The 19,822-nt window shown below is 63.4% G+C and carries 20 protein-coding genes and 1 pseudogene; 9 read left to right on the top strand and 12 right to left on the bottom strand.

Annotation, left to right across the window (positions count from 1 at the left end; genetic code table 11):
• From legP to F600_RS0116010, 4 genes are all read right to left on the bottom strand, one after another.
• A partial coding sequence (gene legP / locus F600_RS28635) for a Dot/Icm T4SS effector Zinc-dependent metalloprotease LegP (RefSeq protein WP_211220075.1) occupies nt 1–937 on the bottom strand: 937 nt, incomplete at its 3' end.
• A 647-nt stretch (nt 938–1,584) separates the two neighbouring features.
• On the bottom strand, nt 1,585–2,217 hold the full coding sequence (locus F600_RS0116020; protein ID WP_018161643.1) for a cysteine hydrolase family protein: 633 nt from the start codon (nt 2,215–2,217) through the stop codon (nt 1,585–1,587).
• Entirely contained in the window at nt 2,214–2,789 is a 576-nt protein-coding gene (locus tag F600_RS0116015) for a cysteine hydrolase family protein (RefSeq protein WP_018161642.1), read from the bottom strand. The genes F600_RS0116020 and F600_RS0116015 overlap by 4 nt, the downstream gene beginning before the upstream one ends.
• Before the next feature lie 165 nt (nt 2,790–2,954).
• A complete protein-coding gene (locus F600_RS0116010) occupies nt 2,955–3,452 on the bottom strand; it encodes a hypothetical protein (RefSeq protein ID WP_018161641.1) in 498 nt (165 codons plus the stop codon).
• Between the two features lie 163 nt (nt 3,453–3,615).
• Here F600_RS0116010 and F600_RS28630 point away from each other — a divergent pair, with 163 nt between their 5' ends.
• Together F600_RS28630 and F600_RS0116000 are read left to right on the top strand one after the other, a co-directional pair.
• Nucleotides 3,616–5,616: a sensor histidine kinase gene (locus F600_RS28630; RefSeq protein ID WP_018161640.1), complete on the top strand. Its 2,001-nt coding sequence runs from the start codon at nt 3,616–3,618 to the stop codon at nt 5,614–5,616.
• Complete coding sequence (locus F600_RS0116000) at nt 5,613–6,254, top strand: response regulator transcription factor (protein WP_018161639.1); 642 nt, start codon at nt 5,613–5,615, stop codon at nt 6,252–6,254. The genes F600_RS28630 and F600_RS0116000 overlap by 4 nt, the downstream gene beginning before the upstream one ends.
• 386 nt (nt 6,255–6,640) lie before the next feature.
• Here the strand turns inward: F600_RS0116000 and F600_RS32415 are convergent.
• A pseudogene (locus tag F600_RS32415) lies at nt 6,641–6,829 on the bottom strand (RNB domain-containing ribonuclease); the annotation flags it as partial.
• A 107-nt stretch (nt 6,830–6,936) separates the two neighbouring features.
• Between F600_RS32415 and F600_RS0115990 the strand changes: the two are divergent.
• Nucleotides 6,937–7,953, top strand: coding sequence for an oxygenase MpaB family protein (locus F600_RS0115990; RefSeq protein WP_018161637.1), 1,017 nt, complete (start codon nt 6,937–6,939; stop codon nt 7,951–7,953).
• Nucleotides 7,954–7,963: 10 nt separating this feature from the next.
• Here F600_RS0115990 and F600_RS0115985 read toward each other — a convergent pair whose 3' ends face one another.
• The 4 genes from F600_RS0115985 to F600_RS0115970 all read right to left on the bottom strand — a co-directional run bounded on the left by F600_RS0115985 (nt 7,964) and on the right by F600_RS0115970 (nt 11,313).
• Nucleotides 7,964–8,923 carry an alpha/beta hydrolase gene (locus F600_RS0115985; RefSeq protein WP_211220074.1) on the bottom strand — a complete coding sequence of 320 codons (960 nt, stop codon included), beginning with the start codon at nt 8,921–8,923 and terminating at the stop codon, nt 7,964–7,966.
• Nucleotides 8,924–8,983: 60 nt separating this feature from the next.
• Complete coding sequence (locus F600_RS0115980; RefSeq protein ID WP_018161635.1) at nt 8,984–9,838, bottom strand: esterase/lipase family protein; 855 nt, start codon at nt 9,836–9,838, stop codon at nt 8,984–8,986.
• Nucleotides 9,839–9,971: 133 nt separating this feature from the next.
• Complete coding sequence (locus tag F600_RS0115975; protein ID WP_018161634.1) at nt 9,972–10,643, bottom strand: TetR/AcrR family transcriptional regulator; 672 nt, start codon at nt 10,641–10,643, stop codon at nt 9,972–9,974.
• Nucleotides 10,644–10,701: 58 nt separating this feature from the next.
• Nucleotides 10,702–11,313 (bottom strand): TetR/AcrR family transcriptional regulator, encoded by a 612-nt coding sequence (locus F600_RS0115970; protein ID WP_018161633.1) that lies wholly within the window; start codon nt 11,311–11,313, stop codon nt 10,702–10,704.
• A gap of 147 nt (nt 11,314–11,460) precedes the next feature.
• Between F600_RS0115970 and F600_RS0115965 the strand changes: the two genes are divergently transcribed.
• From F600_RS0115965 to F600_RS0115940, 6 genes are read left to right on the top strand one after another with little or no spacing between them, the layout of a single operon-like run.
• The gene (locus tag F600_RS0115965) at nt 11,461–12,666 is read left to right on the top strand and encodes a lipid-transfer protein (RefSeq protein WP_026306591.1); all 1,206 of its coding nucleotides are present in this window, start codon (nt 11,461–11,463) and stop codon (nt 12,664–12,666) included.
• 29 nt (nt 12,667–12,695) lie between these two features.
• Complete coding sequence (locus F600_RS0115960) at nt 12,696–13,136, top strand: type II toxin-antitoxin system Rv0910 family toxin (RefSeq protein ID WP_018161631.1); 441 nt, start codon at nt 12,696–12,698, stop codon at nt 13,134–13,136.
• A gap of 8 nt (nt 13,137–13,144) precedes the next feature.
• Nucleotides 13,145–14,005 carry a MaoC/PaaZ C-terminal domain-containing protein gene (locus F600_RS0115955; RefSeq protein ID WP_018161630.1) on the top strand — a complete coding sequence of 287 codons (861 nt, stop codon included), beginning with the start codon at nt 13,145–13,147 and terminating at the stop codon, nt 14,003–14,005.
• A gap of 11 nt (nt 14,006–14,016) precedes the next feature.
• Nucleotides 14,017–14,886, top strand: a complete 870-nt coding sequence (locus F600_RS0115950) for an SDR family oxidoreductase (protein WP_018161629.1) — start codon at nt 14,017–14,019, stop codon at nt 14,884–14,886.
• Nucleotides 14,883–15,722, top strand: a complete 840-nt coding sequence (locus F600_RS0115945) for an enoyl-CoA hydratase-related protein (RefSeq protein WP_018161628.1) — start codon at nt 14,883–14,885, stop codon at nt 15,720–15,722. Before F600_RS0115950 ends, F600_RS0115945 begins: the two co-directional genes overlap by 4 nt.
• Nucleotides 15,719–16,573 carry an alpha/beta fold hydrolase gene (locus F600_RS0115940; protein WP_156024613.1) on the top strand — a complete coding sequence of 285 codons (855 nt, stop codon included), beginning with the start codon at nt 15,719–15,721 and terminating at the stop codon, nt 16,571–16,573. The genes F600_RS0115945 and F600_RS0115940 overlap by 4 nt, the downstream gene beginning before the upstream one ends.
• Here the strand turns inward: F600_RS0115940 and F600_RS0115935 are convergent.
• The 3 genes from F600_RS0115935 to F600_RS0115925 are packed head-to-tail and all read right to left on the bottom strand — an operon-like array spanning nt 16,558 to nt 19,821.
• Complete coding sequence (locus F600_RS0115935; RefSeq protein WP_018161626.1) at nt 16,558–17,403, bottom strand: SDR family NAD(P)-dependent oxidoreductase; 846 nt, start codon at nt 17,401–17,403, stop codon at nt 16,558–16,560. The two genes, F600_RS0115940 and F600_RS0115935, sit on opposite strands and share 16 nt — an antisense overlap.
• Before the next feature lie 4 nt (nt 17,404–17,407).
• On the bottom strand, nt 17,408–18,253 hold the full coding sequence (locus F600_RS0115930) for an SDR family oxidoreductase (RefSeq protein ID WP_018161625.1): 846 nt from the start codon (nt 18,251–18,253) through the stop codon (nt 17,408–17,410).
• A gap of 20 nt (nt 18,254–18,273) precedes the next feature.
• Complete coding sequence (locus F600_RS0115925) at nt 18,274–19,821, bottom strand: succinic semialdehyde dehydrogenase (protein WP_018161624.1); 1,548 nt, start codon at nt 19,819–19,821, stop codon at nt 18,274–18,276.
• Nucleotide 19,822: the final 1 nt, after the last annotated feature.

The raw sequence follows: 19,822 nt of genomic DNA, 5'->3' as shown, positions 1-19,822 counted from the left end.
CACCGCCGAGCCGGAAGAACAGCTCCTGAATCTTCTGATCAGTCCCCACATACGCGATGTGCTGCACGTTGTCCGTCGGGGTGACCCAGCTCGTCAGGCTTGTGCGGAATCCGACCTGGATGCTGTGGGCGAAGCCGGGTGAGTTCGGGTGCCACAGGCCCGTAGGATACAGCGCGCGTACGGCGGCGATGTCGCCTGCAGACAGGCCGTTGCGTTGTCCCATCACGACACCCGGTGGCAGTTCCTTGCGCGGCACGATTGTGTCCTGCCCATTCGAGCTGAACGCATTTCGCGGGTAATGCATGATCGATCCGAAGTCGTAAGCACCGATATCGTCACCGTCGGTGATGTGCTGGTCGAAGTTGTGAGCTTCGCCGGGAATAATGTTGTCGAACCGGACATCGATGAACGTGTTTCTGTCTTCACGGCTTTGCTCGTGCCAGAGACCGATGGTATGGCCCATCTCGTGAATCACACTGCCCGTCGGGGCGTCGGCGCTCACCTCGATGTCTTGCCGTCCGCCCTGCCGACCGACTCTTGAGCGGGTCGCGTCACTTGGTACAAACCGCACGAAATCCGCTTGTGCTGAACGTGGGGTGAAACGCAAATGCGTGTTGGCGTGCCAGTGCGCGATCGCATCGGTGACTCGCCGCTGATCGGTGAGCGCGTCGTCGATCTCGAACGGAATCGTCGCGTTTAGCCACAGGGTTCCGGTGGTACCTATGCCCTCCAGGTCTTCGGGGGTTTGAACCTCCTCGAGTGCGCCAAGCACGATATCGCCTTCGAAGACGGCCAAGCCGTCGACGGCTGCGTACGTGACGCGCCTCTGACCTGCGGTAACGCTGAAAATTGTGGCGGTCCCTGCCGCCGGCCCCGAATGTAGCTCTCCTGTGTCGACGAGAGTAGTTGTGTTTGTCGGTGTTTCGAGGATTGTCATCGCTTCACTTCCCTCAACGCTAGGGTCCGCAACCTCAGGGGAGGCACCGCCCGGGCGATCTGTCGCAGGGCGGCGGAAGTTGCATTTCGATCGTCGCCAGGTCCGATCAGGGGCGCGTGAGTACCGAACTACCCGGGTTTCGGAAAGTGCTACCTGTTGGACCGCACGACAGCGCTCGTCGCCACCGTCCGGCTCGAGAAACTAGGTTTCCGTTCACTGCCCAGAGCCGAAGCCCATGCCGCCGGCGGTTAAGGGCACGGCTGGACGCTGGTCGAGTCCGCGCTCGCTACAACATCGCTTAATTCGCTGACGTACGCGTGCTGATTGCCTGACCCATGAGCCCATCGCATCCGTGGGACACGGGCGACATTCACGCAGACTGGGCCGCCTACTTCATTCCTGGCACTGACGGTCGACCTTCGCGCAGCTAGTCCGCTGCGCATCAGCTCATGCAGGTAGCCGCTGACTGTCCGACAAATGATAGTTGCATCTGACGGCGTCCCTAGTCATCGTCCGCTGGAGGCAGATGCGGCGACTTAGCTCCTCCCTCGCCCTTCGCGCCCCGGCGCCGAAGGATCGCGGCGAACAAGTGCGCTCGGGTGGTCAGCGTTGCCGAAATGGCGCTAGCGACGTCCTTCAACGGCACGTCAGGTCCGAGAGGGCGTCGACATATCACCTAGATCAGCCAGCGTGAGGACAGCGTGGACGAGTCTCGGGAGCGTCGTGCCGACCGTCGCCTGGTGCGCGGCCGGGTTGGAGCCCGTACAGCAGTCGCTGACGACGGTCGTGTGCAGTCCAGCCTCGAGAGCGTCCCGTGCGGTGGAATCGACTTCGATGTCTGTCCGAGCGCCGGCGACGATAACCCGGCCAAGCTGGGACGCCGCAAGAGCGGCGAACAATTCCGGATTGGTGAAGGCCGAAAGTCCGGCGAAGGGCTCGAGGACGATGTCGTCCTCAGTGGCCGCGAGTTCGGGATGAATATCAGCGCCGCGCGTGCCCGCCCGTAGGATGCCGGCCTCAAGAATCGCTTGCTGACTCGGCGTCAGCGTTGGCCGACCGCCCTCCGGTTGCGCCATCGGCGCGTAGATCACGGTGATGCCGGCGTCTCGCGCCACCCCGACGAGCCTGGTCAGGTTCGACACATCACCGGCGAGCAGGTCGGACTGCGGTGCCACCAATATGACTGCCGTATCGGCTGACCCATAGTGGAGGTGGGGCCGCATCCGGGCGGCGATGAAGCCGCGCATGGAGCGGTCCATCATCCGGTTGACGACATTCATGACACGAATTCCGTCGTAGTCATCAGCTTGTGGACAACGTGTCGGAGGGAGCCATTGACGGAAGCATCGTGGTCGGCTGGTGTCCAGGCTGCCACGGCGTCAGTCAGCACGGTGACGTGATAGCCGAGGTCGACACCGTGGCGGGCAGTGGACTCGACGCAGGTGTTGGTGAGCAGTCCACAGATCACGATCTCCTCGATCCCGACCGATCGAAGGTGCGCATCGAGGTCGGTACCCCCGAATCCGCTCGATACCTCGTGTAGGGAAGCGACGAAGTCTCCAGCCGCGGGGGCCAACTCGGGGTGAAATCGCCCACCGAAGCCATCGAAGAAGCGGATCAGCCGTATGACGTCTTGGTTGGGTGTGGGATACCGATAGGTTCGCCGTTCCCCTCCACCTCGATGCGGTGCGTAGACGACGGGCATGCCGCGGTCACGGGCTGCAGTGATGGCTGCTCGCATATTCGGGATCAGGCCGACGTCGTTGGCCATATAGCGGAGCATCGGCCATCCCTTTCCGCGGCGAGATACGAAGTCGTTCAATGGATCGACGACGACGAGTGCTGATGTCATGGGCGGCCCACCGGTTCCCTGAGTTGGCTGTTCAGCGAACTTAGCGTGAACAGGTACCGTCATTGCGATTCCCCTCCTTTTCTCACAGCGGTTCGGTTCGTCGGGGGCGAGGTTCTGGAGTGGGCTCGATAGTCGATACGCGGATCGGGAGACCTCGCCCCAGCTTCATGCGAGTCGACGGGATGGCGCGCCTTCTGATGCAACCGTGAGGCTCAACGCGGCGAAGGTCAGCGACAAGAAGGCAATTGCCGCGAAATGGGCTGTATCAGAACCCGACGCAGCACCTGCCGGGACGCCAAAACAAGCCACTGCGGCCAGAATCGGCACGAAACGCGCCGCCCCGGAGGCTCGGTCCTCGCGAAGGACAAGCGCGGCGGTACTGATCAGGCCAACGAGAGTGATTAGAAGCCAGAAAGACAGCAGTACCGGCGGGAGGTTGTCATTGAAGATGCAGGCGATATGCGCGGGGACGCCGAGCGCGAAGCCGACGGCGACCGGGAGATAGCTGCGTCCAGCTCTGAAACACCCGGCGGCGAGTATTGCGAGGGAGAACGCCGCAATGATCATGAATGGCATGGTCGGTGGGGTCGTAAACGTGCTGTACAAGCCGAGGCCGGACAGGAGCAAGCCACCTGAGGCGATGAGTCCACTGGCGCGGTTCATGAGAAGGTCCTTTCGATATCGAATGTGATCGAGTTCCTGAAGTCTCGCGGCCGGAGAATCACAAAGAGAAGGTCAGTTCGACCCATACCGCCGGGACGTTGCCCGCGGTATCTAGGTTGATTTGCCTAGTGATCTAGGTAGCGAGATCAGGCAGGATCAACTCATGGATTCGCGACGTAGGCTTCGGGGCCACGTCGTCGGTGCCGGGGTCCTGTTGGTGGTTGCTGTCGTGGCGGCCGTCGTCGGGGACTTCGCCGCGGGGATCGATGGCGCAACGGCCGTCGATTCCTTCCAGGTGCCCAACTTGATGCTGGGTGTACCCGCGGCCGCGTGCGGACTCCTGATTGCGTGGCACCGCGCGGGTAACCGGCTCGGCTGGTTTCTGATCGGCGCGGGAGCGGCAACCGTTGTGTCCGCGCTGTCGGTTCCGTTGCTTCACGCCTCCTTCGAGCGCGGCTGGCCGTTCGCGCTGCAACGGACGCTCGGGACGACATACACGACCTGGACCGCGTGTCAGTTCCTGTTCGTGCCGCTCGCGGTGCTGTTTTTCCCCGATGGTCGACTACCGAGCCCGCGGTGGCGCCCTGCCGTGGTCTTTGTGTGTCTCACTTTCGTCGTCGAGGCGCTTCGCTTTGCCAGCCTCGGCAACAACCCGCTCGACAGCGTGCCGCGGTGGCAGGACATCCACGCCCCGACGTGGCTGGCAAGTTCTGCGTTCGAGAACTTCGGGGCCGCGCCGGCGCTCGAGTTCCTGGACTATTTCCTGATCTTCGCCGTCATCGCCGTTCGCTATCGCCGCGGCGACGAGCAGGTCCGGCGTCAGCTCTTGTGGCTCCTCTGGGCACTGACGGTAGCGGTGGGACTGATCGTCGTTGACCTGACCGCAGTATCGACGGGCACACTCGTTCCGATCTTCATACTCGGGTTTGTCGGTCTGATCCCGGTGGCGATGACCATCGCTGTCCTGCGGTATCAGGTGCTCGACATTCGTTTGGTCTGGTCGCGCACCGTTGCCTGGCTAATCCTGACCGCTCTGGTTTTCGGCACGTACTTTGCCCTCGTCACTGCCACCGAACCCGTGCTCGCGGGAGTGGTCCCGGCTTCGGCACCCGCGGCTGTGATAGTCGCGGCTGGATTTCATCCAGCCCGGATGCGGCTTCAACGGGCGGTCGATTCCCGGCTGTACGGCGAGCGAGCCGACCCGGTCCGGGCCGCGCGCTCGGTTGCGGCGCAGATCTCGACGACGGTCACCACACCTGCGGAGCTGCTGGTGCCGATCCGTTCCGCGCTCAGGTTGCCGTACGCCGAACTTCGGGATCGAGCGGGGTTGGTGGCAAGCAGTGGTGAACGGGTATCGCTGGTGGAAACGATCCAGCTCGAGCATGCCGGCGCACACCTCGGCGAACTCGTCGTCGGCGTTCGGGTCGGGCAACGACGACTTTCAACGGCCGACCAATCGGTGCTCGCATTGATTGCTTCGCCACTCGCACTTGCCATTCATACCGCGACCCTGAGCGCCGAAGTCCAACGATCGGCCGAGGAGGCTTCGCGCGCCCGCACCGCCGAGCGGCGCCGACTTCGACACGATCTGCATGACGGTCTGGGGCCGCTGCTCACGGGCATTGCGTTCCACGCCGACGCGGCGGACAACCTCCACGTCCGCGATCCCGAACGCGCGCACCTACTCGTGACAAGTATCCGCGAGACGGTAGCTGAGGCGATCTCCGAGGTCCGGGTTCTGCTGGACCAACTACGGCCCACCAGCGTCGAGGAGCTCGGCCTCGTCGGGGCGATCGAGCATCACGCAGTGTCGATGTCGCAGCGTGCGGACGGGTCGAGACTCATGATCGTGATCGACGCTGATGACCTCCCGCAGCTGTCACCTGTGGCTGAAACCGCCATCTTCCGGGTTGTCAGTGAGGCGCTCAACAATGTTGCGCGGCACTCGGCTGCCGAACGGGTCGATGTCGAGATCACCAGGATCGACAACCGACTCACGGTCTGTGTCCAAGATGACGGAGGATGCGGCGCCGAGTGGACACCCGGGGTGGGACTGCGCTCAATGCGGGAGCGAGTTGTCAACCTCGGCGGGCGATTCGACGCCGCCCCTGGAAAGATCGGCGGGCGAATCGTGGCCGAGATTCCGGTAGAGGTGACTTCATGACGATCCGCGTCCTGCTTGCCGACGACCATGTCGTGGTGCGCGAGGGACTGTGCGCGCTGCTCGGGTCCATCGACGGCATCGAGGTCGTGGCAACCGCCTCCACCGACGCCGAGGCTATCCGCAACGCCGTGGTGGAAAAGCCAGACGTAGCAGTCCTTGATGTATCCATGCCGGACCACGGCGGACTGCATGCAGCGCGAGAGATCAGGCGCCGCGCACCGGAAGTCGGCATTCTCATGCTCACCATGCACGACGACGACGAGACGGTGCGCGAAGCGCTCGCGGCCGGAGCGCGCGGCTACCTTCTTAAGGGCGCCGACCAGAAACAGGTCGTGCGCGCAATAGAGACTGTCGCTGCTGGCGACGCTGTGTTCGGCGGCAGCATAGCGGGGCAAGTCATTGGTACGAGCGGGCGGCGTCCGCGCGCTGCGGACTACCCATTTCCGAGTCTTTCCGCCCGCGAGCGTGAAGTGCTGGCACTGCTCGCCAGCGGGTTACCGACCGGGGCGATCGCCGATCGCCTCACAGTCAGTCGAAAGACGATCAGCAACCACCTGTCGTCAATCTTCCCCAAGCTCGGGGTCGGTACTCGCACGGAAGCCGCGCTTCGCGCGCGCCGCGCGGGGATCGGTGACTGAACGACCACCGGCCCGAATCCGGTCGAGAGTTACGTCCGCCGATCGCTGCAGCAACCCCGCGACGAGAAGGCGATCCAGCCATCCTTCGTAGTGCTCAGCTGACCATCTCTGGTCGCGCGCGAGGAGTGGCCACCGTTCAATCGGACGCCTGCGGGAACCGGATCGTCCATGCCATCAGCGTGCCCCGGAGGGTCCCAGCCGTTGGAGAAACGTCACGGAGTAGCAACTGAACGCAACTCGGACCGTTGAGAATCAGGCCGTTAGGCGTTGAAGCGGTAGAACGCTTCGGGTACCTGCTGGTCGACGCCCAGGTAAGCGATGTGCTGCGGCTGGTCGTTCGGGGTGTACCGCAGATCTGCGCAATAAATGCACTGTTAGCCGTGGTGCAGGTCCATCGAACCCGGTGGGTCGATCGTGACGAAAGGGATGTCGGTGCGGTCTTTGCGCGCGTCTGCGTAGCGGTCGACAGCATTCTTCGCCTCGCCGACCGCAGCGGGCGGCTAGCCCGTCGGCAGCGCGAACTCGCTTCGGATGTCGTCGAAGGAGAACGCGGTCGCCGATAGCCGTTTACCCATGGTCGCGACGGTACTAAATGACTACGTCAATGCATGACCACCTGGGCCATCCTGCGCGAAGATGACCTGAGGGCATCCACCCGATCGCCACAGGGATTGCGGGAAATATGAAGCTCGACGGTATTCGAATCGCCCGCGACGTCGTCCGCTCCGGCTTGTCCCGAGTCACGGACATCGCCGCGGCAATCAAAGCAACTGATGAGCCGGTGGGTGCCGATGACGGCTACTTCCCCGAAGGGTCGATGATCCGGCGGGTCCAGTCCGAACACACAGTCGGGCTCCTTTACGGGTCGCGTGCCATGACGATCGGCGTGATGGACCCGCGAAACTTCACCGGCACGGCAATGCACACCTTCGACCGGAAACGGTTCTTCGTCCGGATGGCCCACACCGGAACCGTCTTCGAAACCATTTTCTTCGGCACGAAGGCCGAAGCTGATTTCGCCCTCGCACGCGTGCACCGACTTCACGAAAATGTTCACGGCGCGCTACCCCAAGACGTCGGCCGGTGGAAGGCGGGAACTCCGTACGCGGCGTTCGGACATGAGGAGATGGTGTGGACGGTTGCCGTCATCTTCGAATCGGCGTTGACCATCTACGAATTGCTCGTGGCGAAACTCAGCGATGCTGAGCGGGAACAGCTTTGGGCGGACTACCGGCGTTGGGGCGAACTCTTCGGAATGCCCGGCGATGCCGCACCAGCCACCTATCCCGATTTCGTCGAGTACTGGAATCAGCGAATGACCAGCGGTGACCTGTGCCTTTCGGAAGAGGCCAAGGTCATGGGGTACAACCTGAGCTTCGGTGCACCGTTGCCGTTGCTTCTGTTTCCGGCGAAATCGATGATCGAGTTGATCCTCAAGGGCAGCCTTCCCGATTGGATTCGCGACGCCTACGGGGTGTCCTACAACATTGCCGATGCCGCGCAGTTCGAAGCGCTCACGCGTGGCATTCGAGGGTCCCGCCTCGAGCGCCCGACCTCGGTATCCCGCACACTCTCGAAGGCCTATGGAACACCGTGGCGTGGCGACAACGCCGCGTTCTTCGATCTCGTCGCGCGCACCGAGAGGAACCGCGTCAAGCGCGGGCGAACGAGCATGCCCGGCTTCTCGGATGTGGAGTAGTCCGGCTGTTCTACCAGCCGAGTCCGCTTCGGCTGGCACAGTCGACAAGGATCTTCTCGACGGCGTTGAAGACCTCCTGGAGTGAGCTTTCGGCCGCAGGAACTGCCGCCGTGAACGCGGCGAAACCATGGATCAGCGTTGGACCAGGCACATGCTCGACGGCCACACCGAACGATGACAGCCGCTCAACGAATGCCAATCCTTCGTCACGCAGCGGGTCGAACTCGGCGGTCGCCACCACCGACGGCGGAAATCCGGTGAGGTCCGCGTGCAGCAGATCGATCTCGGGAGCCTGCACCATCCATGCTTCGGGCAGGAGCTGATCGAGGAACCAACGCAGATCGCCCGCCGTGAGGAAGTAACCTTCGCCGCTCTCGCGGACCGACGGGTGCGACATCGTGGGGTCGGCGGGCGGATAAAGCAGCAATGCCGCATCCACCCGGGGGCCGCCATCGCGCGCCCGCATGGCGGCACCGATCAATAACGCCGCGCCGGCACTGTCGCCCGCGACGATGTGTTTCCGGTCCGGGTACGTTTTCGACGCCCAGGCCAGGACCGTCGAGACATCTACCAGACCGGCGGGGAATGGGGACTCGGGTGCGAGCCGGTATTTCACCGACACGACCCGCGCACCGAGACTATTGGCGATCCGGCGGGCGAGGGGGTCATGGGTGTCGAGGTCGCCAACCACCCATCCACCGCCATGCGCATAGGTGACAACTCGCCCGCGATCCTCCACCGGTGTGTATACCCGGATGAGGATTGGCCCCGACGGAGATTCCACCGACTGATCCGAAACGTCGCTGACCTCCTCCGGGACATAACCGGCGACTCGTCGAGCCATCGAAAGAGCCTTGAACCGGTCCCGCGCCTGCTGGGCGGAGCCGCCGCTGAAGGGAGTAAGCATGCCGGCGGCGTCGAGGTTGTCGAGCATCGTCGACAAGTAGGGGTCGATGGGCAATTCAGCCACGTCCGATCTGGTGTGCCCGGCGTTCATAGCGCGCCGGTGGTGCGGAAATGTTCGATGGACCTAGACGCCGGCGCCGAGGAAGGGCTGGCAGGTGATCGGTCGCGCGTGCGCGGGGTCGAGGGCGTTCAGCACGAGGCTGAAGACATTCGGGTCGAAGGTGAGTCCGAGGTGTCCACTGCTGTCGGCGGGGCACACGTCCTGCAGGACGATGTTGGTGACGTTCGCGCCGGGGATGATTCCGCTGGTGTACGGAGTTATGACCTCGTCCAACGTGGTCACGATATTCGTGTACTTCGGCCGTGCCACCGCGACGCCGCCGGCGTTCATGTTGGTGATGAAGGTCGAGTCGGGAGCGAATTCCTGGCACGATTCGCAGCCACCGGCGGCGAGGATCGGGGTGATCCCCGTTTCGTTGGCGAGGGTGAGGATGCCTTGCGCGGTTGAGCCATGGTATCCAGGGCCTAACGCGACAAAGTTCTTTACCTTGGCGGCGCCGTCAAGGAACTTCAGGTAATACGCGGTGACCTCGGTACCTTCGGAGTGGCCCACGATGTCGACCTTGCGGGCACCTGTGGACGAGAGGACCTTGTCGACGAAGCTGCTGACTTGGCCAGCGCTGGTTTCTATTTTTGCGAGGCCGCCGACGGTCGGTCCAAAGTTGGTCGTGCCGTAGGTCTGGGAGTACACGCAGTAGCCGGCCGCGGCGAGGGTCGGCGCGAGGGTGGCGTAGGTCGACGAATCGTTGGCACCGAGGCCATGGAGCAGCACGACCGGCTCGGGGTGCTCTGCGCTGGGTTTGCATGTCCAGTCGTTGTATCCCGTAGTACCCGCGGCTGAGGCGGATGGTGCGACGGCGGCGAGAATGCCGGCCGTCGCAAGGGCGGTGAGCGCGGTTGCTACAAGTGTCGAGCGCATAAGAGTCTCCTGGGGTCGCCGTTGACGGATCCCAGTAGAGCAGGACTTCATGTTATGAACAAGCATACGTTTCCGTAGCAGGAACGCCAGTCGGATAACCTTCGGAGTATCTGCTCGGGCGCTCAGTGCCTGGTCAGAGCGGTTCTGACACTCGCATCTCCACGGACAAAAGCCCATAGGTCACCGCCATGAAGAAGTTATGCAGATCACGGACCAGGCTGACCACCGCTGTCTCGTCGGAGGGGTCGGCATCGAGCGTCCAGTCGGCGACGATGTCGACCATTCCGCCGGCAACTCCGTTCGCAACGCCAGGAACACTGGTCGTGGAGACAACCCCGTATCGCCGCCAGATGCTCTCGATGAATACCGCGGTCCAGCGCCGGTTCAGACGACGCTGACGCTCCGCGCCGGGCGTCGCGGCGCTGCCTTCGCCGAAGGCCACCTTCGCCAGACGGACATCGTCAACGAACGCGTGCGCGAACGTCTCAGTTAGCGCCAACACACCGGAGACTTGGTCAGTAGGCGCATTTTCCAGCGCAGACGCCATGATTGCCGCGATGTGCACGCCACTTCGCTGTAGCAACGCGACATAGACAGCTTCTCGGTTTTCGAAGACCTCGTAGAAGCTCTTCGTGCCCACATAGGCCGCCTGGCAGATCTGCTCGATCGACGTGTTGAGGTACCCCTGACGGGCGAATAGGTCCAATGCTGCATCGAGGAGATCGTTGCGGCGCTGCTTGCGCCGCTCGTCCGCATCGAGGCCTCGAATTCGACGACCAGCCGGTGATGGATTCTGCGCTGCCATGGCTCCAAGCTACATGTTGGCCATTTCCCGACAAGCCGTCATGTTCCTAACCAGCGGATTAGTCGACTGCCATGATCCGCAGCGTCAGGCGCTCGCAGTCGGTGACAAGTTCGTCCCGCGTCGCCTCGAAATTGCCGGATTGCCAGGCGAGGAAGATTGCCCCGATCGCACCAAACAGGCCAATGCTCACAATCGCACGCTCGCTAGGCCGGCCAGTCCGCGGCAGTGTTGTACGGATCAGCTTGGTGAACGTGGGAATGGTCGCAAGAGTGATGGCCCGAAGCGCGGGATCACTGAGTGATTCCACGATAAAAAGACGGCCTTTACGCGGATCCGCGAACGCGAAGTCGACGATGGTCTCCGCCAGTGCACGGGCAAAAGCTGCAGGGTCGCCCTTCGCGGCAGTCTTGGCGATTGCGTCGGATACCTCCTTGGCGACCTGCACATAGAGATTGACAAGCAATTCGTCGCGACTCTCAAAGCTCTCGTAGAAGTAGCGGTCAGCCAAACCCGTCTCGCGACACAACGCTCGCATAGTCACGGCCGCAGTCCCCTGCTCACCAATGAGGTCGAGCGCGGCTGACATGAACGCCGCTCGGCGCAATCCACGGCGCTCATTCAACGTCCCCCCGCTCCGATGAGCGTCCTCGCGTTCATCCGCCTGCGCCATGACACCTCCACTGTGACGTGCATCACGAGGATCCCCAATTGACGACCCATCCCTACTGGGCGCATTGTAGACAGACGCCAGCTGCTGGCGGGTGCCTACAGCATATGCCTACTGCATATGCCTGCAGTATCAAGAAGGGGGCCAAGAGTGCCTGAAAGAGTGTTTGTCATCGGCGTCGGAATGACGAAGTTCGAGAAGCCTGGACGCCGCAAGAACGAAGACGGCAGCCAATGGGACTACCCCGATATGGCACGCGAGTCCGGTACCAAGGCACTCGCCGACGCCGGCATCGACTATCGCGAGGTCGAGCAGGGCTACGTCGGCTACGTCTACGGCGAATCGACGTCCGGTCAGCGCGCGCTCTACGAGCTCGGCATGACCGGCATCCCGGTGGTCAATGTGAACAACAATTGTTCGACCGGATCGACCGCGCTCTATCTCGCGGCGCAGGCAATTCGGGGCGGTCTCGCCCACTGCACGATGGCCCTCGGCTTCGAGAAGATGCAGCCGGGTTCGCTGGAGTCAAAGTGGGACGACCGCGAGCAGCCCATGGCCAGGCAACTCATGGCCTTAGCCGAGATCTCCGAGGTTCTCTTCCCGCCGGCGCCCTGGATGTTCGGCGCGGCAGGTCGCGAGCACATGCAGCAATACGGTTCCACCGCAGAGCATTTCGCCAAAATCGGGTACAAGAACCACAAGCACTCGGTCAACAATCCGTACGCGCAGTTCCAGGACGAGTACACCCTCGACGACATCCTGAACGCACGCACCGTGTACTCGCCGCTCACAAAGCTGCAGTGCTCCCCCACGTCCGACGGCTCCGGTGCCGCCATCCTGGCATCGGAGTCGTTTGTCGACCAGCACGGGCTCGCCGCGCAGGCGGTGGAGATCGTCGGTCAAGCCATGACGACCGACTACCAAACGTCCTTCGACGGCAGCTGCAAGAACCTCATCGGCTATGACATGAACGTCCAGGCCGCGCGCAAGGTCTACGACCAAGCCGGTCTCGGCCCGGAGGACTTCCAGGTCATCGAGCTGCACGACTGCTTCTCCGCCAATGAGCTGCTGCTCTACGAGGCACTGGGACTGTGCCCCGAAGGTGATGCCGGCAAGCTCATCGACGCCGGCGACACGACCTACGGCGGCAAATGGGTGGTCAACCCCTCGGGCGGACTCATCTCGAAAGGCCACCCACTCGGCGCCACTGGCCTGGCTCAGTGCAGCGAACTCACCTGGCAGCTCCGTGGACAGGCAGACAAGCGCCAAGTCAACGGAGTCACCGCTGCCCTGCAGCACAACATCGGACTCGGCGGCGCCGCCGTCGTCACCGCATATCAGCGCGCAGACCGCTGATTCACCCCACAAGAAAAGGAACAAGAAAAATGGGACACATCGAAGCTAGCAAGGACCTCGCGGCCAGCCCCGAAGCGATCTGGGCCGTGGTCGCGAACCCCCAGACCTGGGGCGACTGGTTCACCATCCACGAGAAGTGGATGGAAGAGCCGCCCGTCACGCTCACCGTGGGCGCCAAGCTTGTGGACAAGATCGTCATGCTCGGCATGGCCAACAAGCTCGAATGGACGGTGGCCGAAATCAACGCCCCGACCGCGCTCGTCGTGACCGGTACCGGGATGGCCGGGGTCAAGATCACCTCGACGTTCGCAATCGAGCCCAAGGGCGAGGGAACCAACTTCACTGTGTCTGTCGACTTCGACGGCGCGCTAATCAAGGGCGCACTCGGCAAGGCCGTCGAGAAAGACGGATTGCGTGAGCTCGAGAAGTCGGTCGAGGCCCTCAATGCACTCGCGGTCCAGACGGCCTGACTGTCACCATGTCTGACGAGTACGTATTCAACGACGATGCGGTCGGCACCTGGACCGAGCCAACGGCATTCGAGGTAGCCCGAGAGCGGGTCGCCGAGTATGCCGCGGCTACCAACGATCCGGTGCCGGCCCACCGGAGTGGCGACCTCGCATCGCCGGTGTTCGCGATCGTCCCGGTTTTCGAGGCGATGATGGAACCGGCCTTCGAAGTGCTGCCGATCCAGGCGATTCCGCGGATCGTTCACGGTGAGCAGGACTTCCACTTCCACCGGCCGATCACACCGGGACAGACGCTGTCTTCTCGAGCCCAGATGTTGGGTTACGACGGACTCGAGAACGGCACCGCGGCCGCCGCCCTCATCGAATGCCGGGACGAGGCAGGCAACCTGGTCAACGAGCAGTACGTGACGGTCTTCGTCCGCGGGATCAATGCCGGCCGCACCGTCGGTTCATTGGGCCCGACGCACAAGTTCGACGAATCATTGCGGTCTGTCGCACCGGTTGCCAAGGTGGCCCAACACATCGACGACGACCAAACGTTCCGGTACGCCGGGCCGTCCGGCGACCCCAACCCGATTCACGTCGATGCTGACGTCGCACGCGACGTCGGACTCCCCGGGATCATCAACCACGGCTTGTGCACGATGGCGTTCGCGTCGTGGGCGGTACTCACTGAGGTTGCCCATTCGGACGTCACCCGGCTCACCCGATTCGCGGTTCGCTTCGCCAAGCCCGTCCTGCCCGGTCAAGACATGGAAACCACGATCTGGCTCGTGGGCAGCGAAGGCGGCTTCACCACCTACCAATTCGAAACGACGGTCGGCGAAGACGTCGTCATCAAGGACGGTCTCGCGGTCATCGCGGACTAGAGGAGATCACCATGGGAGCACTTGAAGGACGGGTCGCCGTCATCACCGGGGCGGGCCGCGGAATCGGGCGCGAGCACGCGTTGCTGTTCTCCCGGGAGGGCGCCGCGGTCGTCGTCAACGACCTCGGCGGAAGCAACGCGGGCGAGGGCACTGACACCGGTCCGGCCCAGGCCGTCGTCAACGAAATCGTCGCCGCAGGTGGTCGGGCGGTCGCCAACACCGCCAACATCGCCACCTGGGACGGCGCGAAAGGCCTCGTCGACCAGGCGATTTCGGAGTTCGGACACCTGGACATCGTGGTGAACAACGCCGGCATCCTCCGCGATGGATTCATCGCCGGTCTGGAGGAATCTCAGTGGGATTCGGTGGTGGCCGTTCACCTGAAGGGCCACTTCAACGTCCTCCGGCACGCCGCGGCGTACTGGAAGGACCAGGTCAAAGCGGGCAAGACACCACTCGCCTCGGTCATCAACACCGCGTCGGCGTCGGGTGTCACCGTGCCGAACGCCGGCCAGGCGAACTACGGGGCCGCGAAGGCGGGCATCGCTGCGTTGACCCTGGTCGCCGCAGACGAGCTCGAGCGCTACGGCGTGCGAGTCAATGCCATTGCGCCAATGGCTCGTACACGGCTCACCGTGGCAACCCCCGGCATGGGCGCAATCCTCGGCGCGGCCGTCGAGGAAGGTGAATTCGACGGTTTCAGTCCGGCGAACATCGCGCCGCTCGTGGCGTACCTGGCGACCGAGAAGTGCCCGCTGACCGGCAAGGTCTTCTCGGTCACGGGCGGGGCCATCTCCGAGCTCGGCGGCTGGCACGACGTGAAAACGATTGAAACCGACGGCATGTGGGAGATTGACGACATCGCGAATCGCCTGCCATGACGTACACGACGATCACCTACGAGGTCGCCGACCGCATCGCAACGATCAGTCTGAACCGGCCTGAGGCCCGGAATGGATACACCATTCCGATGTCCGACGAGCTGAACTCGGCTTTCGACCGCGCGGACGGTGATCCCGAAGTGCGGGTCGTCGTGTTGACCGGCACCGGCAGCAACTTCTGTGTCGGTGCCGATCTGGCGGGCGGCTTGGAAGGCGGCGAAAACTGGGGCGACGGCGAGGACTGGAACGAGCCCGCGGGTCGGTGTTCGATGCGCATCTTCGAGATGAACAAGCCGGTCATCACGGCTATCGAGGGCGCGGCTATCGGAGCGGGGTCCACGATCGTGCTCCCCGCGGACTATCGGCTGGCGGCCACGACCTCGCGCTTCGGGTTTGTCTTCGCGCAGCGCGGGATCTATCCCGAAGGTGCGTCGGTGTGGTTCCTGCCCAAGCTCGTCGGACTCGGCGCGGCGCTCGACTGGATGGTCAGCGGGCGAGTTTTCGGAGCCGACGAAGCCCTGAACAAGGGGCTCGTGCACAGCCTGCACGAGCCGGGCACTGTCCTCGACGCGGCCTACAATCTGGCCCGCGAACTCATCACGAAGTCAGCGCCGGTGTCGGTCGCGGTCATCCGGCAGATGCTGTACCGGCTGTCGTCGCTGGAATCGCCCTACGCCGTTCAGCGGATCGATTCGAAGCTGATCGCCGGCATGCTCGAGCAAGACGACACGATCGAGGGGATGTTGTCATTCCTTCAGAAGCGGGCGCCGGAGTTCACCGGCAAGGTCCCGGACGACATTCCAGCGTTCTTGCCGTGGCGCGGCGACACGCTTTGAACACAGCTGAATCGATCGTCGAGGTCGGCGCCCACCGAGTCAACGTTGTTGACGTGGGCGCCGGCCCGGCGATCGTTTTCGTGCACGGCTGGCAAATGTCATGGCACAGCTGGGCGTTCCAGATCCCGATCTTCGCGCAGACGCACCGCACAATTGCCTTGGACCTGCCCGGCTTCGGCAACTCGGGACCTCCTGTCCCGCCGGTGACAATCCCCCACTATGCCGAGCTCGTCCTGCAGGTTTGTGATCGGCTCGGTATCGAAAGTGCGGTCTTCGTCGGCAATTCCATGGGCGGGCTCATCGCGACCGAAATCGCACTCATCGCACCGCAGCGGGTCCGTGGGCTGGGGCTGGTGACGGCGATCGGAATGAGTCGCCGCATAGTGTTTCCCACGATGCTGATTCGGCATCCGATCGGCGCAGCCGTCAGCCGAGCGCTCTTCGATCCCACGCTGCACCCCTGCTGGACGAGGGTTCAACGGCTCGGAGTGAAGGCGCTTTCTCAATTGTCGATGCGCATGGTGTTCGCCGACCCGAGTCGAGTCCCCGATCAGCTCCTGACACAGATTCAGCAAGGACTCGGTGCACCAGGCGCTTACGTCGGGGTACAGGCATGCGTGCGCCACGAGAACCGACAGCTGATGAAACGTATTTCGTGTCCCACGTTGGTGGTGTGGGGTGCCGACGACCGACTGCAGCCGGTCCGCAACGCGCATCGCTATGCGCGGTCATTGCCGAACTCTCAACTGGTCGTCTATCCCGACACCGGGCATTGCCCGCAGATCGAGCGACCACACCGGTTCAACGTCGATCTCGCGGACTTTGTGACAACCCTTCAGAGCACATTGTGAATGCGTGCGTCGTACTTAGCCCGTGCCGCGGAATCGCTATGCCGCATGACCGTGTCGAGGCCCATGATCCGGGCGGCGAGCCATTGTAGCCGTTCAGGTGCGGGATGCAACGCGAGCGCAAACGTTCCAGCCAACCGCGGGACTACGCGCAGTCCGCTGTCGCCACTGGTGACAGCTCCTACGATCGCCTGCGAGATGTTTTCGGGCTCGACGAAGCCGAAATGCCTGACGAACCAACTCGGCGCGAGGCCGGCAATGAGCTCGGTATTCACGAACCCCGGCGCGATCGTCGTCACCGTGATGCCCTGCGGCTCCAGTTCTTGCGCCAAGGCCTGCCCGAGCCCCACAACCGCAAACTTCGTCGCGGAATAGACCGCCGCCCCCGGACATGCCGTAAGCCCAGCGATCGACGCAACGTTGACGATGTGGCCATTACGCTGCTCGGCGAAACGCTGCCCAGCAAGCCGCGACCCGATGATCACACCGCGCAGGTTGATATCCACGACAGCGTCCGATTCCGTCGGCGCTTGGGACACGAAGTCCCCGGTGGGCATGATGCCTGCGTTGTTGATCAACACGTCCAGTCCGCCGAAATGCGATTCTGCGGCTGCCAGGAATGCGGCGAAGGACGCGGAGTCGGTGACGTCGAGGCGTACGCCGTGGGCCGCGTCGCCGATCGATTTCGCCAGCGCCACTGCACCGACAGCGTCGATATCTCCGATGCATACCGAAGCGCCGCGCTCGACGAATGCCCGTGCAGTTGCGGCCCCGATTCCTCGGGCACCGCCGGTGATCGCGACGACGCGGCCAGTGAGATCCTTTTTGCTCATGTCATCAGTCCAGGAAGATGTCGGTCGCCAGGTCCGCATCACTGCCGGCCTCGCTGTTTCGATAGCCCGAGAGATCGGTGATCCCGTGCGCGGCGAGGATTTCGTCGTCGATGAAGAAATTGCCGGTTGTCGAATCGGCAGGCGAGGTGAGGATCGCGTAGGCGGCATCGGCCATGATCGTGGGCTTGCGTGACGAGTTCAGCATGAAATCGCCACCGACCATCGCAATCGCAGCGGTCGCGATCGTTGTTCGTGGCCAGAGTGAATTGACGCCGATTCGCACAGCCTTGAGTTCGTAGGACAGACCAAGCGTCGTCAGGCTCATCCCGTACTTCGCGATCGTGTAGGCGAGATGGTTGCCAGCCCATTTCGGATCGAGGTTCAGGGGCGGAGAGAGCGTGAGAATGTGCGGGTTGCCGCCAGCGTCGGCCGACTTTCGCAGGTATGGGATCGCCGTTTTCGACAACAGGAAGCTGCCCCGGCAGTTGATGTCCTGCATCAGGTCGTAACGCTTCATCGACTGGTGTTCGGCCGGAGTCAGATCGATCGCGCTCGCGTTGTTGAGCACGATGTCGATTCCGCCGAATCGTTCCACCGTCGCCGCGACCGCCGCAGCGACAGAGTCGTCGTCGCGGACGTCACCCACGAACGCAAGCGCCTGACCGCCCGCAGCCTCGATTTCTGCCGCGGAGGTGTGCACGGTTCCCGGCAGAGTGGGATGCGGCTGATCTGTCTTCGCGATCATGGCGACATTGGCGCCGTCGGCGGCGGCTCGGAGCGCAATCGCGAGTCCGATTCCGCGGCTTCCACCGGACATGATGATCGTTTTGCCGGCGAGCGTGGGGGTCATGAGACGAGTCCTGTCGAGGGTTAGCGGCCGGGCAGCACGCGCAGCAGCCGGATGATGGGAGTTCGGACGTGGCGAGCGAGGTCTGCCGGCAAACCAAGTGGGCTGTCTATTTCGGTGTATGCCGTGCCCACCGTTTGGCTCTCGCAGTACTTGAGCAGCCCTTCGGGACCGTGCCTCCGGCCAAGACCAGAGACACCCATGCCGCCCATCGGCGCCGCCAGGCTCCCGAACGCGACACTGTAACCGTCATCGACGTTGACCGTGCCGGCTCTGAGCCGGGCCGCGATATCCTCGCCCGCACGGGCGGAACCCGCGAAAACACTTGCGTTCAAGCCATATTCGGTCGCATTCGCCCGACGGATCGCCTCGTCCACGTCGGCCACCGGATACACCGATACCACCGGGCCGAAGGTCTCGCCCGCGAAGCACGCCATCTCCTCGGTGACACCGGTGAGGATCGTCGGTTCAAAGAATGACGGGCCCAGGTCGGGTCGTGCCCGACCACCAGTCACCACGGTCGCGCCCTTCGCCCGAGCGTCGGCAACGTGCGCGTCCACAGTCTCCAGGTGTTGCGTTGAGATGAGACTTCCCATGGTCGCGCTGAAGTCGTAATCCGGCGCGACCCGAATTGCCTGGGTCTGTTCGACGAACCGGTCCAGGAACGCAGACGAGACGCTTTCCTCGACGTAGATCCGCTCGATCGACAGGCATAGCTGTCCGGCATTGTCGAAGCATGCGTGCGCAGCGACCCGCGCGGCCCGGTCCAGGTTCGCACCCGCGGTCACGATCATGGGGTTCTTTCCGCCCAGTTCGGCGGAGAATCCGATGAGCCGCCGCCCGCACTGCTCGGCGAGGTGGCGACCGGTCGCGGTCGACCCAGTGAACATCAGAAAGTCACAGCTCTCGACGATCGCCGAGCCCACGACCGACCCGGGACCGGGGACCACCGCGAGCAGATCCCGCGGCAGGCCCGCCTCGAAGAGGAGCTCCGCGCAGGCGAGCACCGAGAACGGGGTATTCGAATCGGGCTTGATGATCACCGCATTGCCCGCGACCAGGGCCGGTAGCGCATCGCCGATCGTCAGCGAGATCGGATAATTCCACGGCCCGATGACGCCGACGATGCCCTTGGGCTGATAGCGGACGACCGTCTTCGTCAACACCGGCAGCAACGGATCAACGCCTCGTGGAGCCAACAGTTTTGGTGCTTGAACAGCGTAGTACCGGGCGTTCGACGCAACATCGATGACCTCGGTCTGCGCGATCCCGCGGGCCTTGCCGGTCTCGGCTTGCAACACATCCATGACGTGATCGGCCCGCTTCAGCACCAATGTGCTGAAGCGGTCGAGGACGGCGGCGCGATCGGCCACCGGCCGCGACGCCCATTGCGCCTGTGCCGCGCGGGCTTTGGCGACAGCGGTCACAACGTCATCCGCGGTGCCCACGGGGACACGGCCGAGTTCATCGCCGGTGAATACCTCGGTCACGGATTGCGCGTCGCGCACGGAGCGGTCCGATATCGCGACCAGTCCGACCAGTCGCTCGAAAGTTTCTGTGGGAATATGCATG

This window comes from Smaragdicoccus niigatensis DSM 44881 = NBRC 103563 (assembly GCF_000380645.1).
Lineage (GTDB): Bacteria > Actinomycetota > Actinomycetes > Mycobacteriales > Mycobacteriaceae > Smaragdicoccus > Smaragdicoccus niigatensis.
This window is presented reverse-complemented; position numbering and strand designations above follow the sequence as displayed.